The organism is Verrucomicrobiota bacterium (assembly GCA_016200005.1).
Lineage (GTDB): Bacteria > Verrucomicrobiota > Verrucomicrobiia > Limisphaerales > PALSA-1396 > PALSA-1396.
Genome location: JACQFP010000032.1, coordinates 12,785 through 29,859, shown reverse-complemented (window position 1 = coordinate 29,859; position 17,075 = coordinate 12,785). Strand labels below are relative to the sequence as shown.

General features: G+C 57.0%; 17 protein-coding genes. 13 read left to right on the top strand and 4 right to left on the bottom strand.

The window, feature by feature from the left end; all coding sequences use genetic code 11:
• From HY298_12015 to HY298_11975, 9 genes are all read left to right on the top strand, one after another.
• A partial coding sequence (locus tag HY298_12015; protein ID MBI3850985.1) for an IS3 family transposase occupies positions 1-442 on the top strand: 442 nt, incomplete at its 5' end.
• Between the two features lie 132 nt (positions 443-574).
• Positions 575-1,024 carry a hypothetical protein gene (locus HY298_12010; GenBank protein ID MBI3850984.1) on the top strand — a complete coding sequence of 150 codons (450 nt, stop codon included), beginning with the start codon at positions 575-577 and terminating at the stop codon, positions 1,022-1,024.
• 367 nt (positions 1,025-1,391) lie between these two features.
• On the top strand, positions 1,392-2,684 hold the full coding sequence (locus tag HY298_12005; protein MBI3850983.1) for an AAA family ATPase: 1,293 nt from the start codon (positions 1,392-1,394) through the stop codon (positions 2,682-2,684).
• Positions 2,681-3,862 carry an Hsp70 family protein gene (locus HY298_12000; GenBank protein MBI3850982.1) on the top strand — a complete coding sequence of 394 codons (1,182 nt, stop codon included), beginning with the start codon at positions 2,681-2,683 and terminating at the stop codon, positions 3,860-3,862. Before HY298_12005 ends, HY298_12000 begins: the two co-directional genes overlap by 4 nt.
• Complete coding sequence (locus tag HY298_11995; protein ID MBI3850981.1) at positions 3,863-4,375, top strand: hypothetical protein; 513 nt, start codon at positions 3,863-3,865, stop codon at positions 4,373-4,375.
• 98 nt (positions 4,376-4,473) lie between these two features.
• Entirely contained in the window at positions 4,474-4,929 is a 456-nt protein-coding gene (locus HY298_11990) for a hypothetical protein (protein MBI3850980.1), read from the top strand.
• A gap of 172 nt (positions 4,930-5,101) precedes the next feature.
• On the top strand, positions 5,102-6,091 hold the full coding sequence (locus HY298_11985; protein ID MBI3850979.1) for a hypothetical protein: 990 nt from the start codon (positions 5,102-5,104) through the stop codon (positions 6,089-6,091).
• A 344-nt stretch (positions 6,092-6,435) separates the two neighbouring features.
• Positions 6,436-6,702, top strand: a complete 267-nt coding sequence (locus HY298_11980) for a type II toxin-antitoxin system Phd/YefM family antitoxin (protein MBI3850978.1) — start codon at positions 6,436-6,438, stop codon at positions 6,700-6,702.
• Positions 6,699-7,157 (top strand): type II toxin-antitoxin system VapC family toxin, encoded by a 459-nt coding sequence (locus HY298_11975; GenBank protein ID MBI3850977.1) that lies wholly within the window; start codon positions 6,699-6,701, stop codon positions 7,155-7,157. The genes HY298_11980 and HY298_11975 overlap by 4 nt, the downstream gene beginning before the upstream one ends.
• A 170-nt stretch (positions 7,158-7,327) precedes the next feature.
• Here HY298_11975 and HY298_11970 read toward each other — a convergent pair whose 3' ends face one another.
• The 4 genes from HY298_11970 to HY298_11955 form a co-directional block, all read right to left on the bottom strand.
• A complete protein-coding gene (locus HY298_11970; GenBank protein ID MBI3850976.1) occupies positions 7,328-7,837 on the bottom strand; it encodes a type II toxin-antitoxin system VapC family toxin in 510 nt (169 codons plus the stop codon).
• The gene (locus HY298_11965; GenBank protein MBI3850975.1) at positions 7,803-7,976 is read right to left on the bottom strand and encodes a hypothetical protein; all 174 of its coding nucleotides are present in this window, start codon (positions 7,974-7,976) and stop codon (positions 7,803-7,805) included. The genes HY298_11970 and HY298_11965 overlap by 35 nt, the downstream gene beginning before the upstream one ends.
• A gap of 91 nt (positions 7,977-8,067) precedes the next feature.
• Positions 8,068-9,567 carry a sugar ABC transporter ATP-binding protein gene (locus HY298_11960; GenBank protein MBI3850974.1) on the bottom strand — a complete coding sequence of 500 codons (1,500 nt, stop codon included), beginning with the start codon at positions 9,565-9,567 and terminating at the stop codon, positions 8,068-8,070.
• Positions 9,568-9,819: 252 nt separating this feature from the next.
• The gene (locus tag HY298_11955) at positions 9,820-10,914 is read right to left on the bottom strand and encodes a M24 family metallopeptidase (GenBank protein ID MBI3850973.1); all 1,095 of its coding nucleotides are present in this window, start codon (positions 10,912-10,914) and stop codon (positions 9,820-9,822) included.
• Positions 10,915-10,989: 75 nt separating this feature from the next.
• On the opposite strand from HY298_11955, the gene HY298_11950 reads away from it, so the two are divergent.
• From HY298_11950 to HY298_11935, 4 genes are all read left to right on the top strand, one after another.
• A complete protein-coding gene (locus HY298_11950) occupies positions 10,990-11,580 on the top strand; it encodes a hypothetical protein (protein ID MBI3850972.1) in 591 nt (196 codons plus the stop codon).
• 103 nt (positions 11,581-11,683) lie between these two features.
• Positions 11,684-12,400 (top strand): ribonuclease III, encoded by a 717-nt coding sequence (rnc, locus tag HY298_11945; protein ID MBI3850971.1) that lies wholly within the window; start codon positions 11,684-11,686, stop codon positions 12,398-12,400.
• A gap of 132 nt (positions 12,401-12,532) precedes the next feature.
• Entirely contained in the window at positions 12,533-13,291 is a 759-nt protein-coding gene (locus tag HY298_11940; GenBank protein ID MBI3850970.1) for an ABC transporter ATP-binding protein, read from the top strand.
• A 109-nt stretch (positions 13,292-13,400) separates the two neighbouring features.
• Entirely contained in the window at positions 13,401-17,072 is a 3,672-nt protein-coding gene (locus HY298_11935) for an FtsX-like permease family protein (protein MBI3850969.1), read from the top strand.
• Positions 17,073-17,075 lie beyond the last annotated feature (3 nt).

Here is a 17,075-nt window from a genome sequence, read left to right as displayed (position 1 = left end):
GTTGTATGTGGCCGTGATCCTGGACTTGTGGAGTCGGCGCGTGGTAGGCTGGGCCACGGAAGCGAGTCTGCACGCCCCGCTGGTACTGGCCGCGTTGCAGATGGCGCTGCGCCACCGGCAACCCGCCCGCGGACTGCTCCATCACAGCGATCGGGGCGTGCAATATGCCAGTGGCGAACATCGCGCGCTGCTGGCCGCCGCTGGCCTCGAGCCCAGCATGAGCCGTGCGGGCAATCCCTATGACAACGCTTTCATGGAAAGCTTCATGGCCACCTACAAACGCGAGTGTGTCGCCCTGGCCGAAGCCCTCGGCGGCTACGGCACGCGGGCGCAAGCCACGAGGGATTTCTTCCGCTACGCCGAAATGTATTACAACCGGGTGCGGCGCCACAGCGCGCTCGGCTACAAATCCCCTGTGGACTTTGAACGCCAACTAAACTAAAAAACCCGTGCGCATCGCCTTCCCAAGGTGCCTATCAAACCGGGTCAACCCCACAACACTAAAAACATGGCCACTGATCTAGTCGTTTACAAACCAATCAAAATCGGTTTTCGGAAACAGAAGAAAGGAAGTGTGAAGCACATCGACCAAGCGCATGTGAAGGCTTTCTGGCATCAAGACGATGCTCAATTGGTGGCTCCGAAGCAAGGCTGCTACATTTTTGCACTCCGAGCATCGAAAGGATATTGCCCGTGGTATGTGGGCAAAGCCACGAATTCGATGCGGCAAGAATGCCTCGGTCCTCACCAACTCAAGCTCTACAACGAGGTGCTGTTTGACGGCCGCAAAGGCACACCGGTGATGTTCTTTGTTGTTCCTGACGCTGCAAAGAACAAAGTGCCAAAAACGATTTGTGATGAAATAGAAACACTTCTCATTCAGAGCGCCTACTGCGAAAACCCGGAGCTGAAGAACTCTCAAAAAAAGAAACTACCGAAATGGATCATCAAAGGTGTCGTTCGTGGCGGAAAGGGGAAGCGCACTTTGCTTCAACAGGTTTTTAGGAAGATGATGGGCATATAGCGAATCATCATTCTATGATCGTCACGGAATCCACCATCGGAAACAGAACGAGCCCGTTGAACGTGCTTGTCTGATTTCGAATCTTATGGAATAAACAATCGTCATGGCCACCAGCGAAACCGTCCCTTTCCGCAGCCTCAACTCGACTGTTCGAGAAGTTGATGCCGTGATTGAGGAGTGGGCAAAATCACTGGATTCGGCGTTGGAGTCCCGAATATCCGCTGAGTTGATGACTTCATGCGCAGAGGACAACCCGGCTCACTACTGCAAGCGCATTTTCCGGGCAGACTGTGTGTTGGTCGTCAGCATGATTCTAATCGCACCCAAGACTGCGCTGTCTCGTGGCGAACAGGAGTTGGTCAAAGCATTGCTGGTCGTGACGCATGAAGCGGAGACAGGGGACGCAAACATCGAGTCGTTGCGAGCTGCAGTGACGGAATTTCTCCAGCAACCCGTTTCCTCGCTCGGAATCAGAAGGCTGGCTACAGCATTTCCTAAGTTCGAGATCGTCTATGCGAAAGCGCGCCTCACCCTGTTCTCGATCGCGGCTTTGAGCGCAAGGACTGACTCAGAGATTACGAAGGAAGAGCAATCCGCCTTAAATCGCTTGCGCTCCATGTTGCCCGAGTCTCCTACAGAATTGAATGCTTCAAGCGAGGGGGCAGACGAGGCGGCCAGTCGGGACGTGCCACACATCATCGATATTCGTCGCAGCGAGAACAAGGTTGAGGACAAAAGTGCAACTTTTGTTGACCCCAAAGTGGATATGCTGGCGGCAATCGAGGAACTCAAAGCTCTTCACGGCTTGTTGCCGGTCAAGGAGGAGTTACAGCGGTTCGTGAACCTTGTTCGCGTCGCCAAGGCACGAGAGAAGGAGAGCCTCCCGCAAGTGGCCGTCAGTCTGCACATGGTGTTCACGGGAAACCCGGGCACAGGCAAAACGACTGTTGCTCGTCTTCTTGGACGAATCCTGCGCGGTTTGGGACTGCTTCAAAAAGGTCATGTGGTCGAAATGGATCGCGCTGGGCTGGTTGGCGAGTATGTCGGCCAGACCGCTCCCAAAACATTGGCAGCGTGCAATGCCGCGCTGGATGGAATCCTTTTCATTGACGAAGCCTACACACTTTCAGGGTCACACGGAACGGACTATGGCAGAGAAGCCATTGATGCCCTTCTGAAGTTCATGGAGGACAATCGAAGCCGCATTTCCGTTGTGGTCGCCGGCTATACGGGCGAGATGAAAAACTTCATCAACACAAATCCCGGATTCCAATCGCGGTTCAATCGTTTTGTTCAGTTTCCCGATTACGGCGCCGAAGAGTCGATTTCAATTTTTGAGCGACTTGTCTCGTCCAAACACTATGAACTCGGCGCCGGGACAAAAGAACTCGCCAAACAAATCTTTGCCGAACTGCACAGTAACAGAGACCGAACATTTGGGAACGCTCGAACCGTGAGAAATGTTTTTGAAAAGACGGTTTCGAGACAGGCAGACCGTTTGGCTTTGGTGAAGGCCAAACTCGACAAATCCGCGCTGGTTACGCTGTTGCGCGAAGACTTGCCGCTCGCTGAGTTTGCTTCAAACCTCCTTGCTGAGAAGAGTCGCAGCAAAAGTGCAGAGGAACCGGATCACGACATCGACGAGATAAAATTCACATGAGTGGTGCAAACATCCAGCCTCGAGGTGCCGACCAACGTTCCACGCAAAAACGCATCCCGCTTTCTGAACGAGAGTGCAATTTGCAAGAAGCAGTCACTCGCGCTTTTGAGGCCGCACAAGCAGTTGAGAGAGCTGTCCGTGTCGGCAAGGGGCGGCGATTTACTGTGTCTTACGACACTGTGGCGCATCCCGGTTGGCTGCTCAGCGGCAACGTGACTTTCAGCGATGGTCAAAGTGCAATGTGGTTTGTCGATCAAGACCATCGGCTCAGCATGTCGCCGCAGCAACAGGGCCACGAGCCGTCCCAGCCCGATTTGAAGTCACTCCAAAAAGAGTTGGAAAACAAATTGCAGACGATGGGGCCATATTCTCGTGCTCACAACCCGGTGTATGAGCAAGTAATTTCCCATAAGAGCAGACAGCTCGCGACTGAGCGGCTTGCTAATGGGGGGAGTGTTCTTGCAGCGTCTCTTGGCATCGAAACCGTGGGGGGAATCAGCACGCTTTTAATCAAAGGGGGAACTGCTTTGCCCTGTCGTTTATCGGAAATCTTTTCCACGGCCAGCGACAACCAGCCTGGGGTCGAGATTCATGTCCTCCAAGGCGATCGGGCACTAGCGCGGGACAACAAGAGTATCGGCAGGTTCCATCTCACAGACATTCTGCCGGCGCCACGCGGCATGCCGCAGATCGAAGTCACCTTTGACATTGATGCCAACGGTATGTTGCACGTCAGCGCGAAAGACCTAGGCACAGGTAAAGAGCAGAAGATCACCATCGATGCCAGTAGCGGCTTGAGCAATGAGGGGGCCGAGGAAATGCGGCATGATGCTAACGCTCATGCTGATGAGGATCGGAGGCAGCGCGAGGAAATCGCTCTGCGCAATGCAGCGGACAGCGCCGTTTATCGCTCCGAGAAGATGTTGCGCGAGAACGCGGACAAGATTCCCAAGGCGGACAAGAACAAAATTGAAGACGCAAGCAATGCCGTAAAAGAAGCGCTCAAAGCGACTGATGTCTCAAGAATTCACTCGACCAACCAAAAGCTTGACGAGATTTGGCAAGCTGTGTCTGCAGAGCTTTACCACCATGCTCGCACCGGCTTAAGGGAGTGTGACTGTCGATATCTGATTAGCAATGAACAGAGACGGTCTAAGACATCGGTCGAGCCAAAGTAAATGAAAAATACCCCTCTCGATTGGATCAAGGATGCGTCTGAGCCAGCACGCACGTTCCGTAAGATGGTCATCGGCTGGCAGAATTCGGTCATTGCGTTGAATGCGACTGTGCGGGCCTTCAATTCGGAATTCCTAAAGGTGGAGGAAGAGAAGGATCGCGATACTCATCAGTTGATGCGCGAGATTGCCGTGAAAAAGCTCGTGATCTCATCATTGTTCGAGCTGAAGCCCCAGCTTGATGCTTGGTATCGGCGTCTCGAGGCCGACGGCCTACTGTCGGACGCGACGAAAGATAAGAAGAAAGAAGTGCGACACCTCCTGGGCCAGGTGCAGAAGTTTGAAGGAATCCGGAATGCCGCGTTTCATTTTGGCGATGTAAATGAAGAGACGGAGGAGCTTCTTCGTATTTATGACGAAATCCACGCGATCGACCTTGCGCTCCTAAATCGCATTCTCGAAGAGATGATCCGTTTAGGCTACATGCTGAGGGAGCATGCAAGCACCAAGAGCTGAGCCAAAAACAAGGCGCTCCAGGCAATGCCGATTGGCGTCTGTTGAAGTCTTGCGGCGCAGGCCCGGCGTGTCTGAGTTTGATCGTTCGAGAGGAGCAGATGGCAAATCCGCCACCAATTGCAGCCAAGAATGAGTGGAGCTGTGCGCTCGCTTGTATCGCATGGCATCTCACAAGGTTGGAAGCGCCGCAAACGCAAGACGATTTGCTGTACCGCCACGGGGTTTACTATCCGGAGTGGGTACATCGGCCTGGTTTGCTCTCGCGCGGTGACATGCTGTCGTTACTCGCCCGCGCAGGACTGTGTTTTCGGCGATTCGACCACCTGAATGAGAAAGGCGAACTGCTTCGCGTCGTTTCCGCGAATATCGGTGATTATCTTGCTGGCTTCGCGATCACTCGTAAGCCAATGAATCATTGCATGGCTATCGATACTTGGGATGGCGACATCGTGAACCTCATGAATCCCGACCCTCAGTCGCCAGGATGTGTTTCGATCAAGTGGGAAGAGTTGTTTGCATTTCAAGACGCTGATATTCTCTGGATATTCAAATGAGAAAGAGCCGAATCAGTGGCAAATCAAACGTCACGGACGACTGGATGCCGTCGCGGACAGCCCTCTCGCCGGAAGATTTCCAGCCCCACAAAATCACGCGGGAGATGGCAGCGCAGAGGCGAACCGTACCAGATGAGCAGCAGGGCTGCGATATCGACGAGATAAAGTTCACATGAGCGGCTCAAACATCCAGTTTCGCCAGGCCGCCCAACTGGGCGCGCAAAAGCAAGTCCCCATTTCCAGGCAACAGGAGGATTTGCACGAAGCAATCACTCGGGCGTTTGAAGTAGCACAAGTAATCGAAGGGGCGGTCCGTGCTGTCACCGGCGAAAGCTTGGAGCAGTTTATAACCCGCGTCATGACCACGTTTTTCGAGCGAAGCGAGGGAACAAGTGTGAGAATCGTTCCGGCGGAGGACATGGGTTGCTCACGTTCAGGTCCCCTCCAAATTCATGACTCTGCCCCAAAGAGAGACGACCCGAGTCGCAGTGGCGAAATAGATCATAGTATCTATCCTAGCGGTCATCCAATCTCGTTGGACGTGGGAGTGAATTCTGAGAAGGAGTGGGAAACGGCGTACAAGTGCATGGAACAATTTGGATTTTCACCACACTCTATTTTCGGAAAGCGGTCATCCGGTCGTTCAGCTTCTGAAAATCGCGACCGATCAGAACTTGATTGTCGCTCGCTTGCGGATTTGGCGTGTGCGATTCTCAGAAACATTTGGGGGATTAAAGCAAAGAACGAAATTGTCTGCTTTTTCGACCACGACAAGGAAGAGTCAAGTCGCACCCTGCAATCCGAAGAGGACCTCCGAAAATGCCTAGCTGCTGTTTGTGCTGGCGAGCCGCACAACGCAACGCTGGTCATCTACACCAAAGGCGAAGCTGAAATCCTCACGATTGGGCGGACAATGCACGAAACTCTTCTAATTAAATTTTCGCCAACGATTGTGACTGAGAAGATTCATTCGAGAATAGAAGCACTTCTGGAGAAGGCCGGATACGTTAGGGACGCCGAGTATGGCCGCGGCTGTTGGCGTGGTAAAGAGGATGCAAACTTTAAGGTATCAGTTTTGAGCGATGTTCTGAGAGCCGCAGGAATCATTGTGGAATCAGATAAGCTTCGCGCCGATTTGCGCCTGAAGCGCCGATTTGTTTGAGCGATCATGTTCAGTTTATCAAAATCTCATTCCGATGTTGTGCTGAACGCCCCGGAGCACGGGATGCCATATCACGCGACGCCGGCCCGACGGCGAACCGCCTTCAAGCTGCCGCTGGTGCTCCGCTGGTTTCAAATGCCGTAGGCAGAAAGCGGAAGGCAGAGGTCAGAGGTCAGAGGTCGGAGGTCAGAGGTCGGAAATTGAATTGAGCCTCGTTCCCTCGTCTCCTGCGGGGTTTCATGGGCGTCCCGCCTCGCCGCCCAGACGATTGCCAGTCGCCGCCTGGTTTTCTGGCGCTTCACGCGGCTTGACGCTCCGCTCGCGGTGCGGCATTGTTGGCGAGGATGAAAACCATCAGCGAACAGCAGGCGGTAAAGCAGTTTGACGAGTATTCCGAACTCGCTCATAACGGCGAAAGAATTCTGGTCACGCGGGGCGGAAAGCCGTGGGTAGTGCTGACGCCTCCCGCCGCGTCGCTCAAGGCTGAACCGGCCAACGGTAAATTGAAGTGGCCGGATTTCGCCGCCCGGTTGGCGCCGCATTACCCCGCGCCCGTCACCGGCCCCACCGCCACGGAACTGCTGGCGCAAGACAAGGAAGACCGCTTTTGAGGGCGTACTTCGACAGCGGATTGCTGTTCAAACTTTATTGGCAGGAAGCCAACACGCCTGCCGCCCAAGCCATCGTCCAGAATTATCAGCCGCCCATTTTGCTGTCGCGCCTTAACGAGGTGGAAATGCTCCACGTGGCGCGGCGGAAGACCTGGCTCTTGGGGCCGACCGGGCAGTCCCTGTTAACGGCGGCGCAGTTTCAAGCCGGGCTGGCGTTGCTGGAACAGGACCTGACGAATGGAATAGTGGCCCGACTCGATGTGAACTACGATGAGGTGTTCGACTCTGCCCTGGAGCTTTCACGGAAACACGGCCAGACGATCCCGGTCAAAACCGCCGACTTGCTGCACGTGGCGATGATGGAATTCGGCTTCGACGAATTCGTCACCGCCGACAAGCAGCAGCACGATTTCGCAACGCGGGCGGGAGTGCGCTCCGTTTTCCTGCCGCCGTAACGCAAGAATGGCCAGCGGCGCTCCGCCATCAAGCCGCCGCCGGTGCTCCCGCTGGTTTCAAAGGCCGAAGGCAGAAAGCAGAAGGCAGAGGTCAGAGATCAGAAGTCGGAGGTCGGAGGTCAGAAGTTGAATTGAGCCTCGTTACCTCGTCTCCTACGGGGCACTTGCCATCACCGGAAAAACTTGCGGACGATTTCCCGCGGCGTGGCGATGACGGGCGGAGTCAGGTCAAACGCGGCCAACTCGAAGCTCAACCGTTGAAAATCAACGGCGCGCAGGTGATCATCGCCGGTCAGCAGGATGAAGCATCCGAGCGCGGCGGACTTGGCGAGAATCAGCGCATCGTTGGCTTCGGAGGACGGAAGCAATGCCGCATGAAGCAAGCCTTCGGCAATGGTTTCGACGTAGGGGTTGCCCAGCGGGGTGGTCCGAATTAGTTCAAAACCCCAGGCCCGGTGTCTGCGGAGAAACGTGCGGGCGGCCTCGCGTTCCGTCATTTCCTCAGCGTGGTCTGCCAGCCAGCCCAACTCTTCGGACACAGTCGGCGGCACGAGCAGCGAGCAACCCGGCAACCGTCGTCGGATTGTGGACACGGCGTCCAGGACCCACTCGTCTTCCCGGGCCAGGTCCATCGCGACGTTGGTGTCACCGGCGAGGAGTTGGGGTGCTTTCGGATTCATGGCCGAACGCGAGTTGCATGGCCCGATTCCGCAATTGCTGGCGCTCTGCAGGCGTGAGTTTGTTCATGCGCGGACGATACTTCTCCACGATCAGCGTGCCGGGGCTTTTCTTCTCAACGATTTTCTTCGCGACCTTCACGTTCTTTTTATCCTATTTCTGCGGACAAAAGTCAAACAAGTTGAATGATTTCGCTTCGCACGCCGGATTCTTTTGGTTTGAGCCGCGTTCCCTAACCAAACGCGCCGGCTTCGACGCCCGCCATCAGCCGCATCAGATTCGCCTGAGTGAAATATTCGCGTTTCAGTTCGTCCGCCAATTCACCTTCGCGCATCACCAGAATCCGGCGGCTCAGGTTCATCACTTCCGGCAGTTCGGATGAAATGAGCAACACCGCCAATCCCTGGCACGCCAGTTCGTCGAGCAGCCGGTGAATCTCGGCCTTCGCGCCCACATCCACGCCGCGCGTCGGTTCGTCCACGATGAGGATATCGCACTCGCGCGCCAGCCATTTGGCCAGCGCGATTTTCTGTTGGTTGCCGCCGCTCAACCCGTCAATCGGCGCTTCGAACGAGGGCGTTCTCACCTGCAACCGTTCCGTGTGGCGTTGCACGAGGGATTGTTCTTCGCCCCGGCGGACGAAGCCGCTTCGGGTCAAATGATCGAGCGCCGCCAGCGAGGTGTTCTCGCGGCAATTCATCGTGAGCACCAGTCCCAGCCGTTTGCGGTCTTCCGGCAACAAACCGATGCCGGCGGACAATGCGGCATTCACGTCGCCAAGGGAAAGTTCCCGGGCATGAACGAAAACTTTCCCCGTTGCCGCTTCATCCAAACCGAAGATGGCCTGGGCGACTTCACTCCGTCCCGCGCCCACCAACCCGGCAAAACCAAGCACTTCACCGGCGCGCAAAGTGAAACTGACATTGCTGAATTTACCCGGCGAGGCCAGGGCCTCCACGCGCAACACTTCATCGCCGAGTGCTCGCGACAAATGTTTTGGCGTGTGGGACACGACTTCCCGCCCAATCATCTGGTGAATGACGCGGTCGCGATTTGTATCGGCGACTTCTTCCGTGGCGACGTGCCGGCCATCGCGCAGCACCGTCACGGTGTCGCAAAGCTGAAAAATTTCCTCCAAGCGATGCGAAACGTAAATGACGGTGATGCCGCGCTCCTTCAAATGCGCGAGCAACTTGAACAAATGCTCGCTTTCATGCGCCGAGAGTGAACTGGTCGGCTCGTCCATGACGATGACCTGTGCGTGCGTGCCGAGCGCGGCGGCGACCTGGACGATCTGTTCCTGTCCGGTCGAAAGTTCGCCGATGGGCCGGTCCACGTCGATGTCCGCTTCGATCTCATCGAGCATCGCGCGCGCCTGTTTCCTCATGCGCTGCCGGTCCAGCCAGCCAGCGTGCGCGGGCAATTCGCCGAGACAAAGATTTTCCGCGACGGTGAGGTTCGGACAAAACGCCAGTTCCTGATGCACCATCGCGATGCCGAGTTGCCGTGCCAAAAGCGGATTGGTCGGGTGGATCGGTTGGCCGTCGAGTCGCATTTCTCCTTCATCCGCCGTGTAAACGCCGGCCAGGATTTTGCCGAGCGTGCTTTTGCCCGCGCCGTTCTCGCCGATCAGCGCGTGGCAACTGCCGCGTTCGACTTCAAAGCTAACGCCATCCAGCGCGAGCACGCCGGGGAAACGTTTGGTGATTTTTCTGAATGAAAGCAAGCTCACTTCGGCAGCAACTTCTCTCAGTTTTTCACGACCTCATCCAGACTTTCTTCACGGAACGACGCGATTGAATTGGGAGCGCGCCCGCCCCCGGGCGCAGCCGACGACGCCCTCGTCGTCGGCATTCCTGTGTGCGCGAGCGAATTATTTAGTGCGGACGCAGCGCGAAGTGTTCGGCGCGAGGGCGCGCCGAACCGCAGCCGGGGCGGCTGCGCTCCCCATACATTTCAACGCCGCGCCGGTAAATGAATTATTTCAGCGCACTAAGATATCCGGACGAAGGATTGTTTCGCCCTGCGACTCGACCTGCAGCATTGGCCAGTCTTTGGATTCGGTGATGATTTGCGCACCTTGGGTTGTGGCCAGAATTGTGTCTTCGCTTTTCGTGCCGGCAATCGTGGGGTTCCAAGCGAACGCCTGATTCTCCAACACGACACCGGGCGCAGTTGGCGAACCCAGATAATCGCGCGGCTCGTAACCGCACGGGCCGCCTTGATGATGCAACCGCCATTCGTCTGGATAGCCATATTCCGAGTAGGCCGCGATTCCGCACCAAAAAACATTCCGGACTGGCGTGCCGACGCGCGTGTTCAGGATGAAAGCTCCGTCCACCGCGCAAACCATTGAATGCCGCCACCGCATATCTTCAGACAATTCGCCGAAATGAACCAGCCGCGTTAGCGACACGATCAAGCCGTGTTGTCGCGCGCAGAGCACGAGCATCGCGCAGCGTTTCAGCTTCTTTTGCGTCGGGATGGGATGACGATACCGTTCAATCCGCTCATCGACGGCGATCAACAAGACCACCGGAGTGAGGTGACGTTGCCAGCAGCCGGAAGCGAGTTGACCGGCAAGCTGGAGTTCGTCCTGACCCGGCTTGATGCGGTGACAAGTCTCGTTCATGACGGCTTCGGCCGCCTGACCTAGCGCCCGCAGCCGTTTCACCTCCGCCGGCTGCAACGAATAACGCAGCGGTGCGAACAGCTCAGGCCGGGCACGAGTTCCCCATTCGCCAGTGTCAGAAATGATTCGCTTGGGATCGGCGATTTGCCTGAGCGTTTTGACAGGATTGGCGTCGTGCCATTCGTACCGCAACGGTTTGACGCCCAGGCCGCGAAGTTCTTCGTCCAGCAGGCGCGGGAGTTCGATGACATTGGCGAAAAGGTAAACCGCATCACGCGTGACCACGAGTTGACCGAACGCGCGGTCGGAGTTCAACGGGACATGCGCCTCTCCGCCACAGGTCAGCCAGGAGAAATTAGATTGCCGGCCGATCAGGGCGGCGTCGGCCTTGGCGGATTTCAGGAGCGAGCGGACCTGGGCAAGTTTGCGGCGGTATTCAGCGTTCATGGAAATGGGGTTGCAGTTGTTTGCGTATCGACAATAATTCTGAAAATAGACACTGTAACGGCTTTGGCAAGATTCATGAACGACTGGAACATCCAATCCCGCGCCCACGCCTGCGAAGCGTGCGGCAAACCGTTCGCCGATCAGGAGGTCTTTCACACTTTATTGGTGGACGAGAAAGAGGACTTCCGGCGGTCGGACATCTGCCAAGCCTGCTGGCAGAAGCAATACAGCGAAGGCGCGCGCGACCGCAAAGGATTCGTCTCCTATTGGCAGGGAGTCTATGCAGCGCCGTCCGCCACCCCCGACCCGATCAAGAAGGAGACGGCGGAAACTTTGCTGCGCAAATTGATCGAGTTGAATGATCCGCGTCACATCCCGGCGGGCTACATTCTCGCCGTCATGCTGGAGCGAAAGCGCATTCTGAAGGTCAAAGAGCAGTTGGTGCACGACGGCCAGCGCGTCTTCATTTACGAACAGCCGAAAACCGGCGACGTATTCACCATCACCGATCCCAACTTGCAACTGAACCAACTCGAGCAAGTGCAATGCGATGTCGCCGCATTGCTCGAACATGGTTTGAATCCGCCTACGCCGGCGCTGGAAAGTCAACCTGTTCCCGCTCAAGCTGCCGCCGAGACCAATGCCGAATCTGTCGCCAAATCCTGAAAACATTCAACATTCAACATTCAACTCCGAACCGCCAAAGACCGGTCGGCGGCTGGAGCATTGGATGTTGAATGTTGAATGTTGAATGTTGCCCCGCTGAATCATGTCTGACCTCGCTGCCCTCCAACCCCGGCTCGGATATGCTTTTCGCGATGCCGGATTGTTGCGGCTGGCATTGACGCATCCCTCGGTGGCGCACGAGCAACGCATCCCCGTGCAGCACAATCAGCGGCTCGAATTCTTGGGCGACGCCGTCCTGCAACTCGTGTTGACGCGTGAACTTTACGAAAAATTTCCGGCCTATGGCGAAGGGCCGTTGACCAAGGCGCGCGCTAAACTGGTCAACCGCCGTTCGCTCGCCGAGCAAGGCCGGTTGCTCGGTCTCGGCGAATTTTTGATACTCAGCCACGGCGAGGAACTCCACGGCGGGCGCGAGCGGCCCTCGGCGTTGGCCGATACCTTTGAGGCATTGCTCGGCGCGATTTTTTTGGATGGCGGTTTTGAGGCAGCGCGCGAGTTCATCCTGCATCATTTTCGCGATGCGTTTGGCGAATTGGGCGTCATCCCCATTCTCGACAATCCCAAGGGCGAACTTCAGGAGTGGTTGCAAAGCAGTACATCCGAATCGCCGAGCTACCGGGTCGTGTCGGCGACCGGGCCGGATCACGACCGCATTTTTGAATGCACGGTGCTGCATGACGGTGTGGAACTGGCGCGCGGCAAAGGCAAAAGCAAGAAAGCCGCTGAAAGCGAGGCGGCCCTCAACGCGCTCACCGTGCTGCGCAAAAGGAAGGAAGCCGACGCGCCATCTGGAACGTAGGAGACGAGGTGACGAGGCTCTGATTTTCAACTCGGGATTCACGATCCAAACGCGGTTCGCTAGTTGATCCTTCGAGTTGTGACCGTAAATTAAGCTGTCATTAGCCGGCGGTTCCGCCCTAATAACAATTACATGCCATCAACTGCAATTCTAAAACTTTCCAACGTGACGAAAAGTTACGATGCGCTTGCGGGCGCTGGGCCGTTGGTCGTGCTCAAGGAGATCTCACTGGAACTGGCGGCGGGCGAATCGCTCGCTATCATCGGCCCGTCGGGTTCAGGCAAGAGCACATTACTGAACATCATTGGCACGCTCGACCGGCCCACTTCGGGACATGTGACGCTCGATGGCCAGGACCTCAACCAGTTGAACGAACTTCAACTGGCCGCCGTGCGCAACCGAAAGATCGGTTTTATTTTTCAGGCCCATCATCTCCTGCCGCAATGCACCGTGCTGGAAAATGTTCTCGTGCCGACACTGGCCAACCCCTCACCCGGCCTTCGGCCACTCTCTCCCCATCCGATGGGGAGAGGGCAGAGTGAGGGGAGTCCCTCTACTTCTGAAACTTCTGAAGCCCGCGCCGAACGCCTCCTCAGGCGCGTCGGTCTTGGTGAGCGCGTGAACCACCGTCCGGGTCAGCTCTCCGGTGGCGAGCGGCAACGCGTCGCGGTGGTGCGCGCCTTGATCAACCAACCGCAACTCCTGCTGGCCGACGAACCGACCGGAGCGCTGGATCGCGCCTCGGCGCAACAACTCGCCGAACTGCTGCTCGATCTCAACCGCGAGGAAAACGTGACGCTGGTCGTCGTTACTCACGCGCTCGATTTGGCGCAGCGAATGGGAAGGGTGCGGCGCTTGGAGGACGGGAAGCTGGTCGAAGAAACGCGATGAAAATCCGAAGCTCGAAATCCGAAATCCGAAAGAAGCCCGAAGGCCGAGTTCCGAACCGGTGGAATTCAGGGCTTCGAGTTTCGGATTTCGGGAATTCGGAATTGCTCTCATGACTCTTCGCACGCTCATCTTCCGCAGCTTGCGCTTTCATGCCCGTTCGCATCTCGGCGTGTTGCTCGGTGCGGCGGTGGGCAGCGCGGTGTTGATCGGCGCGCTGGTGGTTGGTGATTCAGTGAAGGAGAGTTTGCGTGAGCGGGCGATGTCGAGGCTGGGCTGGGTAGACATGGCGATGTCGCCGAGTGACCGCTTCTTCACGCAGGAACGCAGATTTTCATTTGGCGGTGGCGTTGAAGCGATTGATGCGAATGGGCAGCGAGTTCTGCAACGAACCCGGCCAAGCACGGTGTTGATGCTGCCCGGCACAGTTACCAGAGAAGATGGCACCGCCCGCGCCAACCGTATTCAGGTGATGGGAGTCAGATTTCCGCGCGCGGGCCGAATGACCGGATATACCAACTACGGTTTTTTTGGCCTGGCTCCGAAACCTTCATCCATCGTGATAATGCCGGGCCAGCTTTATCTGAATGGTGCGTTGGCGAATCAGTTGCGCGCCCAAGTGGGGGATGAACTGGTTCTTCGTGTGCGCAAGCCCTCAATGCTTTCCCTTGACGCGCCCCTCACTCCACGCTCTGCCAATGCAACCGCGCTCCGTCTGCGGGTGATGGGAATTCTTTCACCTCAGCAATTCGGCGATTTCAGTTTGCGGGCGTCCTCTGAACCACCGCTCAATGCTTTCGTCAGTTTGCCCGATCTTCAAGATGCGACCGGTCTTACCGGGCGCGTGAACGTTTTGCTCGTGCCGCGGCAGTTTACCAGCACCCAGCCGTTTAGAAATGTGCTGCAACACGTACTGCCACGCTCCTACTTAAACGACGTGGAGATGGTCACCGGAAACTGGAAGATCTGGGAAAGTGATTCCAAACAAGTCTGGATGGATGACGAAACCGCCTACGAACTGATCAAAAGAGACTTTGTCTCCTGGTTTCAACTCGCCGATGCCGAGTTGGAATTGGGCTTTTCGAAAAGCGGCGACGCCGTCGACCTAAAGTCCCGCCGTATCTTTCTCGATCCGCCGGTAGTGCGCGCGGGTTTGATGGCCGACACCAACGCGCAGCCGATTCTCACGTATCTGGTCAATCAGTTACGCGCCGGCACGAACTCTACGCCTTACTCAATGGTGACTGCGGCCGGACCACCTTGGACGCCGCCGGATTTGCGCGACGACGAAATCATCGTCAGCCAATGGCTGGCGAAGGATTTGCAGGTGAAGGCAGGGGATTCACTCGAATTGACTTATTTTGAACCTGAGTCCGGCGCCAGGTTGATCGAAGCAACGAACCGATTTCGTGTTCGGTCGGCCGCGCCCATGGAAAGGCCGTGGGCTGACCGCACGTTGATGCCGGACTTTCCCGGCATCGAAAAAGCGGAGAGCACGCACGATTGGGACGCGGGCTTTCCGCTTGTGCACAAGATTCGCCCCAGGGACGAGGACTATTGGAAACAATATCGCGGCACGCCAAAGGCGTTTGTCACGCTCGCTGCCGGACAAAAAATGTGGGGCAATCGTTTTGGCAATCTCACAGCCATTCGATTTTCGGTTCCGACTAATGCGACGTCCGCCCTCACCCTGACCCTCTCCCCATCGGATGGGGAGAGGGAGAATCGTGCTCAGTTGCAGAGCGAAACGAAGACTAACGCCAGCTCGACAGCTTCAAGAAAATCAATAGATGGACAACGGCTCTCCCCTCTCCCCGTCGGACGGGGAGAGGGTCAGGGTGAGGGGAACTCCGTCGAAATTTTCCGAACCGCCATTGAGAAGAAAATCCTCGCGACTCTTAAACCGGAGGAACTCGGTCTGCGCTTTGAACCGGTGCGTGCACAAGCGCTCAAGGCCGCCGAACAATCGCAGGATTTCGGTCAGCTCTTCCTCGGCTTCAGCTTTTTTCTGATTGTCGCGGCACTGTTGTTGATGGCGTTGTTGTTCTCCCTGGCGCTCGAACAACGCGCGCCGGAGATCGGCACGCTGCTGGCGTTGGGATTCACGCCAAAGCAGGTTCGCCGTCTTTTGCTTCGTGAAGGCGTGGCATTGGCCTTGTTGGGTGGCGTGCTGGGCGCGTGTGGCGGCATCGTTTATTCGCGGGCGATGCTGCGCGGCCTGACGACCATCTGGCGCGACGCAGTCGGAACATCCGCGCTCAGTTTTCACGCAACACCACAAACGCTGCTCGTCGGGTTGCTCGCCAGCGTCGTCGTGAGCACGGTGACAATCTGGCTGGCGATGCGGAAATTTGTTCGCCGACCGGCGATTCAACTGTTGTCAGGGGCGAATGTGGAGGATGCCGCTGTGATTCGGTCCACTGGCCGCGCAATTCAGCCCGCGACGTTCGCCTGGCTGGCGCTCGTCGCGGCGGTGGGTCTGGTCGGTTGGACGGTCGCAAAAGGTGAGACCGCCAATGCTGGCGCGTTCTTTGGCGCGGGATCGTTGCTGCTCGTGGCGGGAATCGCCCTGACAGCCACGCTCCTGTCACGGCTCTTGCGGTCGCAAAACACGCGACGACTAACCATCGGTTCGCTGGGATTACGCGGGTGCGCGCGGAGACGAAAACGCAGTCTCGCCATTGTGGCCATGGTCGGTTGCGGAGCATTCATGATCGCCGCCATTGGAGTGTTCCGGCTGGATGCAAACCTCGACGCGACGAAACGCTCCTCCGGCACCGGCGGCTTTGCGCTCATCGGCGAAACGACGATGCCAGTGGTGCAAGACTTGAACAGCAAAGCCGGCCGGGACTCGTTCGCGCTAAACGAAGGTGCTATTGCCGGTGTAAGTTTTGTGCCGTTCCGGGTCCACGAAGGCGACGAAGCGAGCTGCCTCAATCTGAATCGTGCGCAGAGGCCGAGGCTGCTCGGCGTGAAGCCTGAGATGCTCGAAGGAAGGTTCACGTTTGCAAAAGGGACGGAGTGGACGTTGCTGAAATCCGAAATCCGAAATCCGAAATCCGGAATTGAGATCCCCGCCCTTGGCGACGCGAACTCAATCCAGTGGGCGATGGGCAAAAGCGTTGGCGATACGATTGATTACGTTGACGAGCGCGGACAACCTTTCAAAGTGCGCATCGTTGGCGCGGTGGCGAATTCGGTTCTGCATGGCAGTCTGATCATCGACGAAGCGGAGTTCGTGAAGCGTTTCCCGAACGAGAGCGGTTATCGGACGTTTCTGATCGATGCGCCGACCAACAAAGTCACAGAAATTTCCGCCACGCTTTCGCGCGCGCTGGAAGACGTCGGGCTGGAACTGCAACCCGCGGCGCAAAAGCTCGCGGCCTTCAACGCAGTGCAAAACACTTATCTCAACACTTTTCAGATTCTGGGCGGGCTGGGGCTTTTGCTCGGCAGCGCGGGTCTTGGCATCGTCGTGCTGCGAAACGTGCTGGAACGGCGCGGCGAACTGGCGTTGCTGTTGGCGGTCGGTTTTCGCGGACGGCTGCTCCGGTGGCTGGTCTTGAGCGAACACGCCGCGCTGTTGTGGCTGGGGCTTGGGGTGGGAGTGGTCGCTGCGGTAGTGGCTGTGTTGCCCGCGCTGCTTTCGCCAGCATCGGGAATTCCTTATCTCTCACTGGCGTTGACGCTCGCGGCTGTGCTGGTCAATGGAATGATCTGGACTTGGCTGGCAACTCGCTTTGCGTTGCGCGGAAGTTTGCTGGACGCTTTGCGGAACGAATAATCG

Excerpts from the sequence above, each read along its gene's own strand:
- HY298_11980 (MBI3850978.1), top strand. The coding sequence starts at position 6,436 with ATGAAAACCATCAGCGAACAGCAGGCGGTAAAGCAGTTTGACGAGTAT.
- HY298_11990 (MBI3850980.1), top strand. The coding sequence starts at position 4,474 with ATGGCAAATCCGCCACCAATTGCAGCCAAGAATGAGTGGAGCTGTGCG.
- HY298_11940 (MBI3850970.1), top strand. The coding sequence starts at position 12,533 with ATGCCATCAACTGCAATTCTAAAACTTTCCAACGTGACGAAAAGTTAC.
- HY298_11995 (MBI3850981.1), top strand. The coding sequence starts at position 3,863 with ATGAAAAATACCCCTCTCGATTGGATCAAGGATGCGTCTGAGCCAGCA.
- HY298_11985 (MBI3850979.1), top strand. The coding sequence starts at position 5,102 with ATGAGCGGCTCAAACATCCAGTTTCGCCAGGCCGCCCAACTGGGCGCG.
- rnc (MBI3850971.1), top strand. The coding sequence starts at position 11,684 with ATGTCTGACCTCGCTGCCCTCCAACCCCGGCTCGGATATGCTTTTCGC.
- HY298_12000 (MBI3850982.1), top strand. The coding sequence starts at position 2,681 with ATGAGTGGTGCAAACATCCAGCCTCGAGGTGCCGACCAACGTTCCACG.
- HY298_11935 (MBI3850969.1), top strand. The coding sequence starts at position 13,401 with ATGACTCTTCGCACGCTCATCTTCCGCAGCTTGCGCTTTCATGCCCGT.
- HY298_11970 (MBI3850976.1), bottom strand. The coding sequence starts at position 7,837 with ATGAATCCGAAAGCACCCCAACTCCTCGCCGGTGACACCAACGTCGCG.
- HY298_11950 (MBI3850972.1), top strand. The coding sequence starts at position 10,990 with ATGAACGACTGGAACATCCAATCCCGCGCCCACGCCTGCGAAGCGTGC.
- HY298_11955 (MBI3850973.1), bottom strand. The coding sequence starts at position 10,914 with ATGAACGCTGAATACCGCCGCAAACTTGCCCAGGTCCGCTCGCTCCTG.